A 16,006-nucleotide genomic window follows, 5' to 3' on the forward strand; every position below is an offset into this window, starting at 1 on the left:
GAACGATAAAATGTCTTTCTGGACGCGGCATCAAATTTTCGAAAAGAACTCGATCATCCTGATCGTGGGCATTCTCGCGGTCGTCGCCATCGGCGGCCTGGTCGAGATCACCCCGCTGTTCTACCTGAAGAGCACGATCGAGAAGGTCGACGGCATCAGGCCATACACGCCGCTGGAGCTGACCGGCCGCAACATCTACGTCCGCGAGGGCTGCTATCTCTGCCACTCGCAGATGATCCGGCCGTTGCGCGACGAGGTCGAGCGCTACGGTCATTTCTCGCTGGCGGCCGAAAGCATGTACGACCATCCGTTCCAGTGGGGATCGAAGCGAACCGGGCCGGATCTGGCGCGGGTCGGCGCCAAATATTCCGACGAATGGCATGTCACGCATCTGACCAATCCGCGCGCCATCGTTCCGCAATCGGTGATGCCCGGGTATCCGTTCCTGGCCGAGACCGAGGTCGATATCGCCGGCATGGAAGGTCATCTGCGGACCAGCCGTACCGTCGGCGTCCCCTATTCGGACGACCAGATCGCCAACGCGGTTGCCGATCTGAAGGCGCAGGCCGATCCCGACAATCCCGGAGTGGACGCCTTTACGAAACGCTATCCGAAGGCGGTGGCGCGTAACTTCGACGGCAAGGCCGGCTTGCCGACCGAGATGGATGCGCTGGTCGCGTACCTGCAGATGCTCGGCACGCTGGTCGACTTCAAGCTCTACAACGAAAAGGCAAATCTCCGCTGAGAAGGCCCATACGATGAAAGCAATCCTAACGGTCCAGAATATCACTTCGGAGTTCGTCACGAGCTTCTGGACGCCGATCTTTGTCGGAATATTCGTCGCGATCGTGATTTACGCGCTTTGGCCTCGCAACAAGGCGACCTTCGACGAGGCGGCTAGAATCCCGTTGCGGGAGGAATGAAGAATCATGGCTGAACACAACGATATCGACCAGGTCACCGGCACGTCGACCACGGGCCATCAGTGGGATGGCATCAAGGAACTGAACACGCCGCTGCCGCGCTGGTGGGTGATCACGTTCTATATCACCATCGTCTGGGCGTTCGGATACTGGCTGGTATATCCGGCATGGCCGCTGCTGACGAACCACACGACGGGCCTGTTCGGGTATTCGAGCCGTGCCGACGTCGCCGTCGAGCTCGCCAACCTGGACAAGATACGCGGCGACAAGATGGTGAAGCTCGGAGCGGCACCACTGGCGGAAATCGAGAAGGATCCGGCCCTGCTGGCGCTGGCGCGCGCCCGCGGCAAGACCGTGTTCGGCGACAATTGCGCACCCTGCCACGGCAGCGGCGGCGCCGGCGCCAAGGGCTATCCCAACCTGAACGATGACGAATGGCTGTGGGGTGGCTCGCTCGACCAGATCCTGCAGACGATCCAGTTCGGGGTGCGTTCGGGGCATGCGAAAGGCCACGAAAGCGCCATGCTCGCCTTCGGCAAGGAAGGCGTGCTGAAGAAGGATCAGATCGTCACCGCCGCCAATTACGTCCGATCGCTGTCGGGCCTGGCCACCGCCAAGGGATACAACGCGGCCGAAGGCGGCAAGATCTTCGCCGAAAACTGCGCGTCCTGTCACGGCGACGCCGGCAAGGGCAATCAGGAACTCGGCGCGCCCGACCTTACCGACAAGATCTGGCTGTATGGTTCCGACGAAGCCGTGCTGATCGAGACCATTACCAACGGCCGGGCCGGCGTCATGCCAGCCTGGGTGGAGCGTCTCGACCCCTCCACCGTCAAGGCGCTGGCGGTCTATGTCCACTCGCTCGGCGGAGGCAAGTAACCGGGGTCAGACGAGGAAGCTTGGCGCTTGTTTGAGGTGGATCAACTACGCCTTCGTGGTTGAGTCTAGGCTCGAATGGTGAACGCGAGATCAATCCCTCCGATGGCTAAAACCGCACCGATCGAGCTGCAGGTCGACGACGATGGGCCGCTGTATGTGGCCCAGAAGAAGGTCTATCCGCAGAGCGTCAAGGGCACCTTCCGCCGCATCAAATGGGGCCTGATGGCATTCTGCCTCGGGGTCTATTATCTGCTGCCGTTCGTGCGCTGGAACCGCGGTCTGGGAGCCCCGGACCAGGCGGTGCTGGTCGATCTGCCCAACAGCCGCTTCTACTTCTTCTTCATCGAGCTGTGGCCGCAGGAAGTCTACTATTTTACCGGGCTGTTGATCGTCGCCGCCCTGACCCTGTTCCTGATGAATTCGGTGGGCGGCCGCATCTGGTGCGGCTACCTCTGCCCGCAAACCGTGTGGACGGATCTGTTCTACGCCGTCGAGCGCCTGGTCGAGGGCGATCGCCGCGAGCGCATGCGCAAGGACGCTGCGCGCGGCACCATGAAGATGCAGCGCTTCGCCGAGATCACGCTGAAGCACTCGATCTGGCTGATGATCGCCTGGTGGACCGGCGGCGCCTGGGTTCTCTATTTCAACGATGCGCCGACGCTGGTGAAGCAGCTCGTCACCTTCGAGGCGCCGATGCTGGCCTATATCTGGATCGCGATCCTGACCGCCACCACCTATGTGCTGGCCGGCTTCATGCGCGAGCAGGTCTGCGTCTACATGTGCCCGTGGCCGCGGATCCAGGCCGCGCTGACCGACGAATGGGCGCTCAACGTCACCTACAAATACGATCGCGGCGAGAAGCGCACGTCGCTGAAGAAGGCGAACGAATTGCGGGCGGTGGGCGAAGTCGCCGGTGATTGCATCGACTGCTACCAGTGCGTCGCGGTCTGCCCGACCGGCATCGATATCCGCGACGGTTCACAGCTCGACTGTATCCAGTGCGGCCTCTGCATCGATGCCTGCGATACCGTGATGACGAAGATCGGTCGGGAAACCCGCCTGATCGGCTACGACAACGATATCAACATCCACCGGCGCCAGGCCGGCAAACCGCCGATCTACCGCATCGTGCGCCCCCGCACCATCGTCTACTCCGCCCTGATCTCGGTTGTCGGCGCGATCATGCTGTATGCGCTGATGACGCGGTCGCTGCTCGATATCAACGTGTTGCACGACCGCAATCCGGTCGCGGTGAAACTGAGCGACGGATCGATCCGCAACGCCTATACCGTTCGCCTCCTGAACAAGCGCGGCTTCGACCGGGTCATCGCGATCGACATCGACGGCCCGGTCAACGCGTTGGTCCATGTCGTGGGCGCTGATTCCGTGACGCCGGACCGTCCCATGATCGTGCTCGGACGGGATCAGACCACCGAACTCAGAGTTCTGGTCACCGCGCCCGCCGAGAACAACCCCGAAAAATCCATACCGGTACGATTCCGGGTCACCGATATCGGGCTCGGCGAAGTTACGTCGGCGACCGACAACTTCGTTTCGCCATGAGCGCACAGGAGTCTCGCATGAACAGACCGCCCGTTTCCCCGAAACCGCTGACCGGGGGCAAGGTGCTTGCCATGCTGATCGCCTTCTTCGGCGTCATCTTCTCGGTCAACATGGTCATGATGCGGCTTGCGATCCAGACAATGCCCGGCACCGACGTCGACAGCGCCTATACCGCGAGCCTCGCTTACGAAAAGGAGATCGTGACCGCCCATGACCAGAACGCGCGAAACTGGAAGGTCGACGCCCATATCGAACGTGCTCCGAATGGCGGCGCGACGCTGCGGGTCGAGGCCAGGGACAATGACGGCAAGCCGATGTCGGGCCTGAAGTTTCAGGGCCGTTTCGAGCGCCCGACCGATCGACGCGCCGATCAGCCGGTGGAAATGGCGGAGATGGGAATCGGCATCTATCGCGGCAACGCACCGCTGATCGCCGCCGGGCAATGGGACCTGGTGATCGAGGGCGTCGCGGCGGGAAAGCGGATGTTCCTGTCGAAGAACCGCGTGGTGCTGAACTAGAAGAGGCAGCGTGATGCAGGCGACACGGGATTTTTCACACTACGTCAAGGACGCGGGCGCGGGCCTCTCGCATATCGATCTGGCGGTCGAGGGCGTCAGTTGCGCCGGCTGCATGTCGAAGATCGAGCGCGGGCTTTCGGCGATACCCGACGTCACGCTGGCGCGCGTCAATCTGACCGACCGCCGCGTGGCGCTTGAATGGAAGCAGGGTACGCTCGATCCCGCCCGTTTCATCGACCGGCTAGCCGAGCTCGGATACAAGGCCTATCCGTTCGAAACCGCGGGTGCGGAAGCCGTCGAGGCCGAACAATCGCGTTTTCTGCTGCGCTGTCTCGGCGTCGCGGCGTTCGCCACCATGAACGTGATGATGCTGTCGATCCCGGTGTGGTCCGGCAACGTCAGCGACATGATCCCCGAGCAGCGCGATTTCTTTCACTGGCTGTCGGCGCTGATCGCGTTGCCGGCCGCGGCCTATGCCGGCCAGCCGTTCTTCCGTTCCGCCTGGAACGCGCTGAGCACGCGCAATGTCAACATGGACGTGCCGATCTCGATCGGTGTCATCCTCGCGCTCGGCATGTCGGTGGTGGAAACCATCAACCACGCCGAACATGCCTATTTCGACGCGGCGATCATGCTGCTGACATTCCTGCTGGTCGGGCGCTATCTCGACCAGAGCATGCGACGGCGTACCCGCGCGGTGGCCGGGAACCTCGCCGCACTGAAGGCGGAGACCGCGACCAAATTCGTCGGCCCCGACGAAATTTCGGAAGTGCCGGTGGCCGCGATCGACCCCGGCGACATCGTGCTGCTGCGGCCGGGCGAGCGTTGCGCGGTCGACGGCACCGTGATCGAGGGACGATCCGAGATCGACCAGAGCCTGATCACCGGCGAGACCCGCCACGTCGCGGCCGAGCAGGGCACCGCGGTCTATGCCGGCTCGCTCAACATGACGGGCACGTTGCGGGTTCGCGTCTCCGCGGCGTCCGAAGGCACGCTGCTGGCGGAAATCACCCGGCTGCTCGACAACGCACTGCAGGCCCGCTCCCGTTACGTGCGCCTCGCCGACCGCGCCTCCCGGCTGTACGCGCCGGTGGTGCACGCCACCGCGCTGCTGACGATCCTCGGCTGGGTCCTGTTCGGCGCAAGCTGGCACGACGCCATCGTCACCGGCGTCGCCGTTCTCATCATCACCTGTCCCTGTGCGCTTGGGCTCGCCATTCCGACGGTGCAGACGGTGGCGTCCGGCGCGATGTTTCGGGCCGGCGTGCTGCTCAATTCCGGCGATTCGATCGAGCGGCTGGCCGAGGTCGACCACATCATTTTCGACAAGACGGGAACGCTGACGCTGCCCGATCTCGAGGTTGTCAACGCTTCAGGCATTCCGGAGGACGTGTTCAAGCTCGCCGGCCAGTTGGCGCTGGCCAGTCATCATCCGGTCGCCGCCGCGCTGGCGCGCGCAGCGAATGCGAAGGCGCCGCTGGCCGGCGCCGTCGAAGAGCCCGGGCAGGGGGTGCGCGCCACTCTGGACGGAAGAGAATTGCGGCTTGGACGGCCATCGTTCTGCGATGCCGAGCAATTGGCCAGCGACAGCCAGGACCTTGATCCGGAAGCCTCCATCGTTGCGTTCAGCGATGGCGAAAAAAGCTACGTGTTCTGCGTCCGGCAGGGACTGCGCCCGGATGCACAGGCGATGATATCGGCGTTGCAGCTGCGCAACATCAAGGTCGAGATTCTCTCGGGCGACCGCGAGCCCGCGGTGCGCGCCGCTGCCCGCGCGCTTGGCGTCAGCGACTGGTGGGCGGGCGTTACGCCGGCCGACAAGATCGCGCGCATCGAGGAACTGAAGGCCCAGGGGACCAAGGTGATGATGGTCGGTGACGGCCTGAACGACGCGCCGTCGCTGGCGGCGGCGCATGTCTCGATGTCGCCGATCTCCGCCGCGCATCTGAGCCAGGCGACCGCCGACCTGGTCTTCCTCGGCAAGCCCCTGGCCCCGGTGGTGGCGGCGATCGACTTTTCCCGCAAGGCGCTGCTGCTGATGCGTCAAAACCTCTGGCTCGCGGTCGTTTACAATTTTCTGGCGGTCCCGGTTGCGATCAGCGGGGTGGTGACGCCGTTGATCGCCGCCGCGGCGATGTCGGGCTCCTCCATCCTGGTCATGCTCAACGCGCTGCGCGCCCGCCGCGTCGCGGACAGGAGGTCCTGATGGAAGTGCTGGTCTTTCTGGTGCCGCTGGCGCTGGGGCTCGGGCTGGTCGGCCTGATCGGATTCCTCTGGTCGCTGAAGAGCGGCCAGTATGACGATCTCGAAGGCGCGGCCTTGCGCGCCATCGCCGACGACGAACCGGCGGTTGCGCCGGCGGTCGAGGCGAAACCTTCGACGGTGCGGCCGGCGTAGCCGGTCCTGCGATCCCTGCTTTGCACTCGCCTGAAGCTCAGGCACGGCTCTTGCTTGACATTTGTGACCACCTTTTCCCGAGGTCCAAATGTTGCGGATACCGCGCCGGTTCAGTCACTTCGTCTTCGGATTCATTCAGTCCGGTCTGACCTGCGCGGTCGCAGCGGCAATCGCCAGCATCCCGTTCCTGGCGGCGGGGGCATTCGTTACGCACTGGCTGCAATCCTGGTTGATGGCCTGGATCATGATGTTGCCGATCGTGCTGTTCGCAGCCCCCGCGATTCGAAGCCTGACCCATCTCCTGACGCGGGAAGACTGACCGTCCGAGATCAGTCCGCACGCGGCTTTCGCGGCCAACGCAAATGTGTTCGCGCTGCGCAGTGACAATCCCGGCCGCGCATGATTGTTGGACGGGAATGAGGTTGCTCCTGATAGCGCTGATATCGTGGCTGGCCCTCGGGCCGGCCCGCGCGGAATGGCGGGCCGAAACGGTGCCGACGTCAGGCCCTGTGACTTCGGTCGAGGTCCGGGGCACGGATACGCGGATCGCGATCAGGCAGAAATGGTACCGGATTGCCCCCGCGACCGGCATGCTGATCCCCGCGCCAGCGCCTGGCTTTCCCGCCGTGCCTCCGGGCGGCCTTTCGGATGGACGGGTCGCAAGCAGTGACGGCGCAATCGCCCGCGCCTGGCTCGCTCATCCGACCGATCGTTATCGTCATGGCGTTCTCGGCGATGCCATCGAAGCCGGGAGCCTGGTCATCGAGCGAAGCGATGGAAGGATCGGCACCGTAACTGCCGGCGCCGACGCGGTGTTCGAGGACCTGTTGCCACGTATCGCTAGCCTGGATGGCCTCGACCGAATCGTGGTGGTGAAGTCGTATCTTCAGCGCGGTTCGGCGCTGGCGATTATCGACGCCGAGTCCATGAGGATCATTGCGGAGACGCCGCCGATCGGTCACGCGCATGCGTGGCTGAATCCGGCCGGCATCGCCGATTTCGATGGCGACGGCACCACCGATATTGCCTTCGTGCGCCAACCCCACGTCGTCGGCCTGTTGCAGCTATGGTCCTGGCAAGATCGGCAATTGAGGAAGGCCGCCGAGGTTCCCGATGCTTCCAATCACTTCATCGGGTCGAAAGCGCTTGGCATGAGCTGGACGGCGGATTTCGACGCCGACGGCCACCCCGATCTGGCGGTGCCAAGTCTCGATCGACGCTCGCTTCGGCTCATCGCCTTCGTGCCAAAGGTTCGCGATATCGCCCGGATACCGCTGCCTGCGCGCCTCGCAACGAATATCGGATCAGCCGGTATCGGGGGACGTCCGGGTCTGGTTGCGGGCCTGGAAGACGGCCGGCTGGTCATCATCCGCGAATAGTGGAGCGAACCGCAGTGCCCGGATCGAGCGGGCTGCGGCTTTAGCTGGATTCCGGCGGAAGCCTCAGCCGCGTCGTTAGCATGCCGGCGGTGAGCAGCGCTGCGCCGACACCGGCGACGCAGGCGGTCCATCCGAGGCGATCGAACAACTGGCCGAGGATCGCGCTGCCCGCGAGACCGCCGAGGAAATAGCAGGCGAGATAGGTCCCGCTGGCGACGCCGCGGTTATCGAGGGCGGCGCGTCCGACAAAGCCGGTCGCGGCGGCCTGCGCGAAGAACGTTCCGACGCCAACCAGAACCATGCCGGCGACAACGGCGGCGAGATGTGATGACAGCAGCAGCGGCAGACCCAAAGCAGCTACCGCCAGCGCTCCCCAGATCGCCGGCCGCGTGCCGAAGCGGTTGACTGCAGCCCCCGCCATGAGCGTCGTGACGATGGAGGGCAGGAAGACGAAATAGATAAGTCCCAGTTCCATCCGCCCCAGCGACAGCGGCGGCCGCACCAGCACGAAACTGACGTAGGTGAAGGTGCCGATGAAGGCGAACAGGATGCAGAAGCCAATGCCGAAGGCCGCGCGCAGCGCCGGGCTGCCCCAGTGCGCGAGCATCGCCGCGAAGGGCGACCCTGCCATCGGCATCGCATGCATCGGTTGCACCCGCTGGATGGTGAAATACACCAGAACAGCGCCCGCCAGGTTGAGGGCCGCAAAGAAGTAGAAGTTCGAAGCCAGCCCGAACGTGTCGACGACACCGGCCGACACCAGCCGGCCGATCAGATTGCTGGCGACATTGCCGGTGATATAGGCGGCGAACGCGCCGCCGGCATCGATCGCGCTGCATTGCTCGCCGAGATAGGCCAGCGTCAGCGCGAACGCCGATGCCATGCACAGTCCCTGCGTCACCCGCAGGATGGTGAAGACGGTGAGATCCGGTGCAATGGCCAGCAGGGTGGTGGGGATTGCGAGAAATGCAAGACTGAGGAGTATGCCGAGCCGCCGGTCGATGTGCCGGCTGAGCAGGCCGATCACAAGGCCGGCGATGGCCATTCCCATGGTGCTGGCGTTGACGGCAAAGCCCATCGCCGCCGGGGTGACGTTGTAATGCCTGGTCAGCGAGGGAAGGATCGCCTGCGTCGCGAACAGATCGACCACGGTCAGGAATGCGGTGAGGCCGATGACCAGGGAACGCAGCACCATGCCCGGCGAACGGCTGTGCATGTCCATGCCGTCGGATTGCGTGGCAGCAGGGATGTCCGTCACGGCGCAGTGCTCCTCGGATGGAAACAAGGGGATGTGACGCCTGGCCGTGCGGGGCAACACGTGGGACTCCAGCACGTCACATCCGGCAACGAGGCGAGGGGCGCTCGTTACGTGGCGGTGGCTACATGTGGTGGTCGCCGGGATCCTTGCGGATGTCGCCGACATAGAGAATCACGGTCTCGGTGCCGAGGTTCTTCCACCAGTGCGAGGTGCCGAACACTTCCGGCCTGATCTCGCCGGCCTTGTGCAGGATCGGCTCGGCGCAGTTGCTGGCATATTCGATGATCTCGCCCTGCTGCACGAAAATCAGCGCGGGCCGATCGTCATGGCTGTGCCATGGCACGACGCCGCCAGGTGCGATGGTCAGTTTGCGAAATCGCAGCTCGCGGCCCTTGATCTGTGCGGGTTGCTTCTCGAGATCGATCGAACCCAGCGTGACGTCGGTGACGCCGACCGACTTGAAGTCGACCTTTTCGCGAGCGTTGGCCTTCATCTTGTCGGCCGGGCATTCGCCGGCCAGCGCACCCGATGTGGTGGCGACCGATCCGGCGATCATGCTGGCCAGCGCCAGGCCTTGCCAGAGCGTGCGCGATTTGACGGATGGTTTGAACATCTGGTCTCTCCTCTGTTGTGCCGCGGCCCCTGATGACTGGCCGGCTGTGCACGAACCATCGGTGAATTCATCGGTTGAAGGAAATGCCGGTTGGCTGTTGAATCCATAGCGCCGCGCTATGCGCGAGAGCCTCAGAGCATATGCTTGATGTCGGAGGAAAATGTCGGATAGGCGTAGACGTTGTCCTTGATCTGGCTTGCGGTAATGCCAAAGCGCATCGCCAGCCCGAACAGGTTGACCAACTCCTGGCCGGCATGACCGACGAAATGCGCGCCGAGGATACGGTCGGTGGCCTCATCGACGATGATCTTGGACCAGGCGACGGTCTCCGCATAGGTGCGGGCGGAAAACCAGTCGTGCATGTCGTTGCTGTGTACCTTGATCGCCAGGCCGTTTTGCTTCGCGGCGGCTTCGGTGTGGCCGACTGCGGCGAGCGCCGGGACGGTGTAGACCGAGGTTGCCATGCTGCCGTAGTCGGGGCTGTAGTTCGGCCCCTCGACGATATTTCGGCCGACAATGTCGCCCTCGTAGGTCGCGATCGGCGACAGCTGCGGGGAAATCGGCACGGCATCGCCACAAACATGAACCAGAGGGTTGGAGGTCGAGCGCAAATGGCGGTCCAGCGCGACGCGGCCGTTGCTGTGCTCGACCTGGCCCGCCATGAGATCCAGCGTATCGACGTTGGCGACGCGGCCGGCGCCGTTGACGACGCGATCGGCCTCGGCGGCATATTCCTTTCCGTCATGGGTGAAGATCACCCGGAGCCGGCCATTCACCGGTTCGATCCGTTTCACCCCGACGCCGGTCTTGATGCGAATTCCGATGCGCGCGCTCTCGGTCTGGAGGTGCCCCACCGCGTCGGCATCCATCGCGGGCAATAGCTGCGGCAGCGCTTCCAGGATCGTCACGTCAGCGCCGGCCCGGGCATAAACGTGGCCGAATTCCAGGGATATGACGCCACCCCCGACGAAAATCACCGTTTCAGGCAATTCGCGCTCGCTCAGCATGACGTCCGAGGTGATCATGTGTTCTGCGCCCGGAATCGGCAGCGGGCGCGGCTTCGATCCCGTCGCGATCACGATATGCTTGGCCTCGAGCCGGCGATCACCGACGCGGATGGCGTTGGGGCCGGCGAAGACGGCGTGGCCCTTGATCACCTCGACATTGCGATGCGCCATCGAGCGCGCGAGGTTGGCGGGAATGTCCTTGATCATGTCCTTCTCGCGATCGATCAACGCGGCCCAGTCGAGCTTGGGCTTGCCGACCGCAATGTGGTGGACCGCGGCGCGTTCGATCTCGTGCAGGGCGTGCCCGGCGGCGACCAGCACCTTCTTCGGCGTGCAGCCGCGGTTCGGGCAGGTGCCGCCGAGATCATGCGATTCGATCATCGCGACCGACATCCCGGCGCGCCTGACCGGACCGGTGACGCCGATGCCCGCATTGCCGCCGCCGAGGATCACCACGTCGAATGTTTCTGGTGTCATCGAATTCACCCCGTCCGGATTGATGGCAGGCCGCGCCATGGACGCGGCCCGACGCATTGCACGCGGAACTTCGTTACTTGGTGGTGATGGTCGATGTAATCGAGCCCACCACCGAGGTCGCCATCTTGAATTGCGCGACGCGGTCCTTGATGTTGTGGCGCCTGGCGATCCATTCGAAGTCGGTCCAGACCGCCCAGACGTCGCCATTGTCGTCCTGAGTCAGTAGCAGGCGGACTGGCCAATCGAGCCCGGCGTTCGGGTTCGAAGTGATGAACTGGGTTCCGAGCGGCGGATTGCCGAATACCAGCAGCGTTGAAGGCCTCAGCTTGATCCCGGCATCGGCCGCCAGCTTCGACTGATCGATCTCCGAGAAGAACCTGATGCCCTTGCCGGCGATGTCGGCCTTGATCCGGGTGATCGCCTCGGACATCGGCACCGCGCTCTTGACCCGGACGATGCCGTCATCGCTGTCTGCCCTCGCGGAGGAAGCGGCCGAGATCAGCAGCAGTATCAGCGCCAGCGACGTGGCAAAATTCGAGATGCGGGTCTTCATGGGATGTCTCCTGTCTGTCGATGCTTGCCGGGAGCCGGGCTTCGGGACATCATCGACGCTTCCTGCCCCCGGTTGAAATACGGTCTTGCTCTGAAGTCGATAGCCGCGCGCTATTGCCGGCCCGCGATGCTTCCCGGCTATCGAACCGATGGCGCAACGGCATTTCTAATCTTCGACGGTCTCCCCTCTGATGGGCCAGCGCCCGATAGCGGGCGTTCAATCTAATTCGGAGGTACTTCCAATGACCAACCTGTCCAAGACATTGATCGCTGCCGCTGCGCTCGCGGCGATGGCAACATCGGCGTTCTCGTAGGCAGCTACCGAAATGAGCCCGGGGATGGCCATGATGTTCCGCGGCGGCAAGATGATGTCGATGGCGATGGCGTCCAGCCCCAAGAATCACGAGGCGATGATGAAGGGCGCCAAGAAGGTGCCGGACAATACCGTGTTCTTCATGGACGGCGGACAGCTGTACTCGACCTCGGGCACGCTCGATCCGACCGGGAATTTCTATCGTCCCTGAATCGAGATACGCGTATTTTTTCTCGCAACCACGGGGTCGCCCCTTGCGGGCGGCCTCCAGTGAAAGCAATGTTCGGGAAACCCGACGCCGGAGCAGGACATGACCTCGCTATCGCCAGACAATGCCGAGCGTCTCAAACTGGCCTTCCAGGCCTGCCGCGACATGGAAGGAACGTTGAACGAACAGCTCGAAGCCTATGCCGCGGCGGGGCGTGAGTTCTTTCCGGCCTATGGCGAGGCGGTCGATCGGCTGGTGGCGCGGATCCACGAAAACGGTGGCGGCGAAAACGCGCCGCGGCCTGGCGATCCGATGCCGCCCTTCATTCTGCCCGACGTGACCGGTCGGCTGGTCAGCCTGACGTCGCTGCTCGAAAAAGGACCGGTCGCCGTGATGTTCTATCGCGGTCACTGGTGTCCCTATTGCCGGCTGAACGTCAGGGCCGTGATCCAGGCGCTGGACCGGATCAGGGCGTTGGGCGGCGACGTGGTCGCCATCATGCCCGAGGTGCAGCAATTCGCGGAAAAATTCAAATCCGAGGCCGATGCACCGTTCCCGGTGCTGACCGATCTCGACAACGGCTATGCACTGTCGCTGAACCTCGCGATATGGCTCGGCACCGAGATCGAGCGGCTGTTGTCGTATCAGGACATGAAACATTTTCACGGCAATGACGGCTGGGTGCTGCCGATACCCGCGACCTTCGTGGTCGGCCGCGACGGGCTGGTGAAGGCGCGGTTCGTCGATCCCGACTTCCGCAAGCGCATGGAAATCGACGACCTGATCGCCGCCTTGAAGCGCGCCAGTGAAGAGAACTAGGATCGCATCTTCGAAGCGTGCCGGGCGACCGACCTCAGGAACTCGCGCTGTGGCCCAGCACCTGCTGCCAGTCCGCGCCGCGCAGCAGCCGCATCACGGCGGAGGCCACCGCGGTGCGCTGACGTCCGGCGACGCCGTAGAGGTGAACCGTGCGGCGCTGGTCCAGTCCGTCGACCGCTGAACGCTTCAGGGTCTGCGGAATCGACGCGGTGTCCGGGATAACGGCAATTCCGATATCGGCTTCGAGCAGTTCGATCAGGTCGCGCTCCGACGAGACTTCGTGGCTGTGATCGACGTCGATGCCGTGACTGCGAAGCGACGAACTCAGCCGCTCCGCATGCTCGCAATAATTTCGCAGCAGCAACTGCTCGGCCCGCAGATCCTCGAATTCTATACGGTCAAGGCCTGCCAGCGGACGTTGCCTGTTCATGACCAGCTGAAAGCTCTCGGTAAACAATGGCCAGGCGTCGAGCCGGTCCCAGTCTTCGCCGATTTCGGCGGCGATGCCGAGTTCGGCTTCGCCCTTCTTGAGAAACTCCGCAACCTCCCGGCTGGTGCCGCGCAGGAACCGGAACTCGAGACGGTTGAACAACCGCTTGATCTGGTCGAGATGCGGAATCAGCAGCGTCAGGTCGACGGAATGGGTGAGGGCGATCCGGAGTGCGCCGACTTCACCGCTCTTGAAGGACGAGGCCAGCTGGCGGGCGCCGGTCGCGGCCTCGAAGCACTGCCTGAGCAGGGGATGCATGCGCAGGCCGAGTTCGGTCAATTGCGCCGCCGGCCGCTCGCGGCGAAACAGATCGCCGCCGAGTTCGGCTTCGAGCTGCTTGATCGCCCGCGTCAGCGATGGCTGGGTGACGTTGCACTCGTCGGCCGCGCGCGTGAAGTTGAGGACGCTCGCGACGGCGAGGAAGTAGCGAACCTGGTGCATTTCCATGATCGAGCCCCGATCTGATCTGCCGGTAAATTAGCTGATTGGATGCCGCAATGACATCAGAACCGCAATAGCGCCAGCCTATGGTTTCGGAAGCCAAAGGGCATTTCCGAAAGCCGCCGCCGTACCGCAGATTTCACGCAGCGAGTTACGCCCGTGAAGGCTCAAGCGTTACAGCGAAAGGTTCGGTGATGAACTTCCAGTTGAAAACCCAGGCCTCGCCGGCGGCGCGGTCTCTCGCCGGCAGGGTGTCGCTGGTCACCGGCTCCACCAGCGGCATCGGGCTCGGTATTGCCCGCGCGCTGGCCGAGGCCGGTTCGGCCGTGGTGCTGAACGGTTTTGGCGATGCCGCCGAGATCGCCAGAACCCGGGACCAGATGGCCGAAAATAGCGGCGTCAAGGTAACCTATTCCGCCGCCGACATGACGAAGCCCGAGGCGATCGCCGGGATGATCGACACGGCGCTCGCCGACCACAGCCGGCTCGACGTGCTCGTCAACAATGCCGGCATTCAGCATGTCGCGCCGCTCGACCAGTTTCCGGTCGAAAAATGGGACGCCATCCTGTCGATCAACCTGTCGTCGGCGTTTCATACCATGCGGCTGGCACTTCCTGCGATGCGCAAGAACGGGTTCGGGCGCATCATCAACATCGCCTCCGCGCACGGGCTGGTCGCGTCGCCTTTCAAGGCCGCTTACGTCGCCGCCAAGCATGGCATCGTCGGCCTCACCAAGGTCGCGGCGCTGGAGACCGCCGAACAGGGCATCACCTGCAACGCGATCTGCCCGGGCTACGTCTATACCCCGCTGGTCGAGGCGCAGATCGACGGTCAGGCCAGGGCGCACAGAATTTCCCGCGAGCAGGTCGTCCATGACGTGCTGCTGGCGCAGCAACCGAACAGGCGCTTTGCCACCGTCGAAGAGCTGGGCGCGGTCACGGTATTTCTTGCCAGCGACGCGGCGGCGTCGATCACCGGCACCGCGCTGCCGGTCGATGGCGGCTGGACCGCGCACTGAAGCGGATGTCGATGCAACAAGAGCGGATCGCTCGCGAACATCATTTGATGCAGTTGATATCGAACGGGAGTGAGACATGAATGACGCTCGTGGCAAGCGGTCGCCGCATAACTTGAAGTCGCTGGGCAAGACGTTGCCCGGCCAGATCGTCCTGGTGCTGCAGGGCGGCGGCGCGCTGGGATCGTATCAGGCCGGCGTCTATCAGGCGCTGCATGAAGCCGGCATCGAGCCGGACTGGATCATCGGCACCTCGATCGGCGCCATCAATGCCAGCCTGATCGCCGGCAACACGCCGAACAACCGCTTGCCGCGCTTGCAGGAATTCTGGAAGCGGATGGAGCAGCGCCCGGTCTGGAGCCTTCCGGGCGCGTTTCCCGGCTTCAACGAAAAGCTGCTCTACTGGTCGACCGTGTCGAACGGAATCTCCGGGTTCTTCAGGCCCAATCCGCTGGCCCACGCCGGCAACGACTATCCGCTCGGTGCCGAGCGGGCCGGGTACTACTCCACGGAGCCGCTCGAGCAGACCCTGGCCGAACTGGTCGATTTCGATCTGGTGAACAGTTGCAGGCCGCGGCTGACCGTCGGCGCCGCCCATGTCCGCACCAGCCAGATGCGATATTTTGACAGCCGCGACGGCGTAATCGGCGTCAAACACATCATGGCATCGGGCGCGCTGCCGCCGGCGTTCCCCGCTGTCCGGATCGACGGCGAGATGTATTGGGACGGCGGCATTCTGTCCAACACGCCGACCGAAGCGGTGTTCGACGACAATCCGCGCAAGAATTCCCTGATCTTCGCGGTGCATATGTGGAACCCGGCGGGCGCCGAGCCGACTACGATGGCGGAGGTGCTCAACCGGCACAAGGACGTGCAGTATTCGAGCCGGATTGCGAGCCACATCGAACGCCAGCAGCAGGCGCATCGCTTGCGTCATGTCATCAATCAGCTTGCCGCCCGGATACCCGAGGCCGAACGCAACAGCGAGGCGGTGAAGGAATTGGCCGGCTACGGTTGCCCGACGCAGATGCATGTGGTGCGGTTGCTGGCGCCGCAGCTCGATCGTGAAAACCATACCAAGGATATCGACTTCAGTCCGTCCGGTATCCGGCAGCGCTGGGACGCCGGCTATGCCCATACCCGGGCCGTGCTC

At 63.7% G+C, this 16,006-nt stretch carries 18 protein-coding genes; 13 read left to right on the plus strand and 5 right to left on the minus strand.

Translation table 11 applies throughout. From position 1 onward, the window contains the following. The first annotated feature begins 10 nt into the window (after positions 1 to 10). The 9 genes from ccoO (at position 11) to Q7T45_RS27415 (ending at position 7,659) form a co-directional block, all read left to right on the plus strand. Positions 11 to 745 (plus strand): cytochrome-c oxidase, cbb3-type subunit II, encoded by a 735-nt coding sequence (gene ccoO / locus Q7T45_RS27375; protein ID WP_304875158.1) that lies wholly within the window; start codon positions 11 to 13, stop codon positions 743 to 745. Between the two features lie 13 nt (positions 746 to 758). After that, positions 759 to 923: a cbb3-type cytochrome c oxidase subunit 3 gene (locus tag Q7T45_RS27380; protein ID WP_304875159.1), complete on the plus strand. Its 165-nt coding sequence runs from the start codon at positions 759 to 761 to the stop codon at positions 921 to 923. A 6-nt stretch (positions 924 to 929) separates the two neighbouring features. Continuing rightward, positions 930 to 1,802: a cytochrome-c oxidase, cbb3-type subunit III gene (gene ccoP, locus Q7T45_RS27385; RefSeq protein ID WP_304875161.1), complete on the plus strand. Its 873-nt coding sequence runs from the start codon at positions 930 to 932 to the stop codon at positions 1,800 to 1,802. Positions 1,803 to 1,904: 102 nt separating this feature from the next. Then, positions 1,905 to 3,365 carry a cytochrome c oxidase accessory protein CcoG gene (ccoG, locus tag Q7T45_RS27390; RefSeq protein ID WP_304875163.1) on the plus strand — a complete coding sequence of 487 codons (1,461 nt, stop codon included), beginning with the start codon at positions 1,905 to 1,907 and terminating at the stop codon, positions 3,363 to 3,365. A gap of 17 nt (positions 3,366 to 3,382) precedes the next feature. Next, on the plus strand, positions 3,383 to 3,883 hold the full coding sequence (locus Q7T45_RS27395; protein WP_304875164.1) for a FixH family protein: 501 nt from the start codon (positions 3,383 to 3,385) through the stop codon (positions 3,881 to 3,883). A gap of 13 nt (positions 3,884 to 3,896) precedes the next feature. After that, complete coding sequence (locus Q7T45_RS27400) at positions 3,897 to 6,089, plus strand: cation-translocating P-type ATPase (protein ID WP_304875182.1); 2,193 nt, start codon at positions 3,897 to 3,899, stop codon at positions 6,087 to 6,089. Further along, positions 6,089 to 6,280, plus strand: a complete 192-nt coding sequence (ccoS, locus tag Q7T45_RS27405; protein ID WP_304875165.1) for a cbb3-type cytochrome oxidase assembly protein CcoS — start codon at positions 6,089 to 6,091, stop codon at positions 6,278 to 6,280. The genes Q7T45_RS27400 and ccoS overlap by 1 nt, the downstream gene beginning before the upstream one ends. Positions 6,281 to 6,368: 88 nt before the next feature. Then, positions 6,369 to 6,599, plus strand: coding sequence for a DUF2798 domain-containing protein (locus Q7T45_RS27410; RefSeq protein ID WP_304875166.1), 231 nt, complete (start codon positions 6,369 to 6,371; stop codon positions 6,597 to 6,599). Between the two features lie 190 nt (positions 6,600 to 6,789). Further along, positions 6,790 to 7,659, plus strand: a complete 870-nt coding sequence (locus Q7T45_RS27415) for a VCBS repeat-containing protein (protein WP_304875167.1) — start codon at positions 6,790 to 6,792, stop codon at positions 7,657 to 7,659. Positions 7,660 to 7,699: 40 nt separating this feature from the next. On the opposite strand, the gene Q7T45_RS27420 is transcribed toward Q7T45_RS27415, so the two are convergent. The 4 genes from Q7T45_RS27420 to Q7T45_RS27435 all read right to left on the minus strand — a co-directional run bounded on the left by Q7T45_RS27420 (position 7,700) and on the right by Q7T45_RS27435 (position 11,567). Then, positions 7,700 to 8,881, minus strand: coding sequence for an MFS transporter (locus Q7T45_RS27420; RefSeq protein WP_304875184.1), 1,182 nt, complete (start codon positions 8,879 to 8,881; stop codon positions 7,700 to 7,702). Between the two features lie 157 nt (positions 8,882 to 9,038). Next, a complete protein-coding gene (locus Q7T45_RS27425; RefSeq protein WP_304875168.1) occupies positions 9,039 to 9,530 on the minus strand; it encodes a cupin in 492 nt (163 codons plus the stop codon). 131 nt (positions 9,531 to 9,661) lie between these two features. Next, positions 9,662 to 11,014: an NAD(P)/FAD-dependent oxidoreductase gene (locus Q7T45_RS27430; RefSeq protein WP_304875170.1), complete on the minus strand. Its 1,353-nt coding sequence runs from the start codon at positions 11,012 to 11,014 to the stop codon at positions 9,662 to 9,664. A 73-nt stretch (positions 11,015 to 11,087) separates the two neighbouring features. Next, on the minus strand, positions 11,088 to 11,567 hold the full coding sequence (locus Q7T45_RS27435; protein WP_304875172.1) for a DUF302 domain-containing protein: 480 nt from the start codon (positions 11,565 to 11,567) through the stop codon (positions 11,088 to 11,090). Positions 11,568 to 11,904: 337 nt separating this feature from the next. On the opposite strand from Q7T45_RS27435, the gene Q7T45_RS27440 reads away from it, so the two are divergent. Together Q7T45_RS27440 and Q7T45_RS27445 are read left to right on the plus strand one after the other, a co-directional pair. Then, on the plus strand, positions 11,905 to 12,090 hold the full coding sequence (locus Q7T45_RS27440) for a hypothetical protein (RefSeq protein WP_304875174.1): 186 nt from the start codon (positions 11,905 to 11,907) through the stop codon (positions 12,088 to 12,090). Positions 12,091 to 12,189: 99 nt separating this feature from the next. After that, positions 12,190 to 12,906, plus strand: a complete 717-nt coding sequence (locus Q7T45_RS27445; RefSeq protein ID WP_304875176.1) for a peroxiredoxin-like family protein — start codon at positions 12,190 to 12,192, stop codon at positions 12,904 to 12,906. A gap of 34 nt (positions 12,907 to 12,940) precedes the next feature. Here Q7T45_RS27445 and Q7T45_RS27450 read toward each other — a convergent pair whose 3' ends face one another. After that, positions 12,941 to 13,843, minus strand: coding sequence for a LysR family transcriptional regulator (locus tag Q7T45_RS27450; RefSeq protein ID WP_304875177.1), 903 nt, complete (start codon positions 13,841 to 13,843; stop codon positions 12,941 to 12,943). A 188-nt stretch (positions 13,844 to 14,031) separates the two neighbouring features. On the opposite strand from Q7T45_RS27450, the gene Q7T45_RS27455 reads away from it, so the two are divergent. Together Q7T45_RS27455 and Q7T45_RS27460 are read left to right on the plus strand one after the other, a co-directional pair. After that, positions 14,032 to 14,856: a 3-hydroxybutyrate dehydrogenase gene (locus tag Q7T45_RS27455; protein ID WP_304875178.1), complete on the plus strand. Its 825-nt coding sequence runs from the start codon at positions 14,032 to 14,034 to the stop codon at positions 14,854 to 14,856. A gap of 76 nt (positions 14,857 to 14,932) precedes the next feature. Continuing rightward, a partial coding sequence (locus tag Q7T45_RS27460) for a patatin-like phospholipase family protein (RefSeq protein WP_304875179.1) occupies positions 14,933 to 16,006 on the plus strand: 1,074 nt, incomplete at its 3' end.

The sequence above is a fragment of the Bradyrhizobium sp. genome (assembly GCF_030646015.1).
Classification (GTDB): Bacteria; Pseudomonadota; Alphaproteobacteria; order Rhizobiales; family Xanthobacteraceae; genus Bradyrhizobium.

What these genes read in the sequence shown, in the direction of transcription:
- Q7T45_RS27455 (WP_304875178.1), top strand. Translation starts at nt 14,032, where the DNA reads ATGAACTTCCAGTTGAAAACCCAGGCCTCGCCGGCGGCGCGGTCTCTC.
- Q7T45_RS27410 (WP_304875166.1), top strand. Translation starts at nt 6,369, where the DNA reads ATGTTGCGGATACCGCGCCGGTTCAGTCACTTCGTCTTCGGATTCATT.
- ccoO (WP_304875158.1), top strand. Translation starts at nt 11, where the DNA reads ATGTCTTTCTGGACGCGGCATCAAATTTTCGAAAAGAACTCGATCATC.
- ccoG (WP_304875163.1), top strand. Translation starts at nt 1,905, where the DNA reads ATGGCTAAAACCGCACCGATCGAGCTGCAGGTCGACGACGATGGGCCG.
- Q7T45_RS27400 (WP_304875182.1), top strand. Translation starts at nt 3,897, where the DNA reads ATGCAGGCGACACGGGATTTTTCACACTACGTCAAGGACGCGGGCGCG.
- ccoP (WP_304875161.1), top strand. Translation starts at nt 930, where the DNA reads ATGGCTGAACACAACGATATCGACCAGGTCACCGGCACGTCGACCACG.
- Q7T45_RS27445 (WP_304875176.1), top strand. Translation starts at nt 12,190, where the DNA reads ATGACCTCGCTATCGCCAGACAATGCCGAGCGTCTCAAACTGGCCTTC.
- Q7T45_RS27420 (WP_304875184.1), bottom strand. Translation starts at nt 8,881, where the DNA reads ATGGACATGCACAGCCGTTCGCCGGGCATGGTGCTGCGTTCCCTGGTC.
- Q7T45_RS27430 (WP_304875170.1), bottom strand. Translation starts at nt 11,014, where the DNA reads ATGACACCAGAAACATTCGACGTGGTGATCCTCGGCGGCGGCAATGCG.
- Q7T45_RS27425 (WP_304875168.1), bottom strand. Translation starts at nt 9,530, where the DNA reads ATGTTCAAACCATCCGTCAAATCGCGCACGCTCTGGCAAGGCCTGGCG.
- Q7T45_RS27440 (WP_304875174.1), top strand. Translation starts at nt 11,905, where the DNA reads ATGGCCATGATGTTCCGCGGCGGCAAGATGATGTCGATGGCGATGGCG.
- ccoS (WP_304875165.1), top strand. Translation starts at nt 6,089, where the DNA reads ATGGAAGTGCTGGTCTTTCTGGTGCCGCTGGCGCTGGGGCTCGGGCTG.
- Q7T45_RS27435 (WP_304875172.1), bottom strand. Translation starts at nt 11,567, where the DNA reads ATGAAGACCCGCATCTCGAATTTTGCCACGTCGCTGGCGCTGATACTG.
- Q7T45_RS27395 (WP_304875164.1), top strand. Translation starts at nt 3,383, where the DNA reads ATGAACAGACCGCCCGTTTCCCCGAAACCGCTGACCGGGGGCAAGGTG.
- Q7T45_RS27450 (WP_304875177.1), bottom strand. Translation starts at nt 13,843, where the DNA reads ATGGAAATGCACCAGGTTCGCTACTTCCTCGCCGTCGCGAGCGTCCTC.
- Q7T45_RS27380 (WP_304875159.1), top strand. Translation starts at nt 759, where the DNA reads ATGAAAGCAATCCTAACGGTCCAGAATATCACTTCGGAGTTCGTCACG.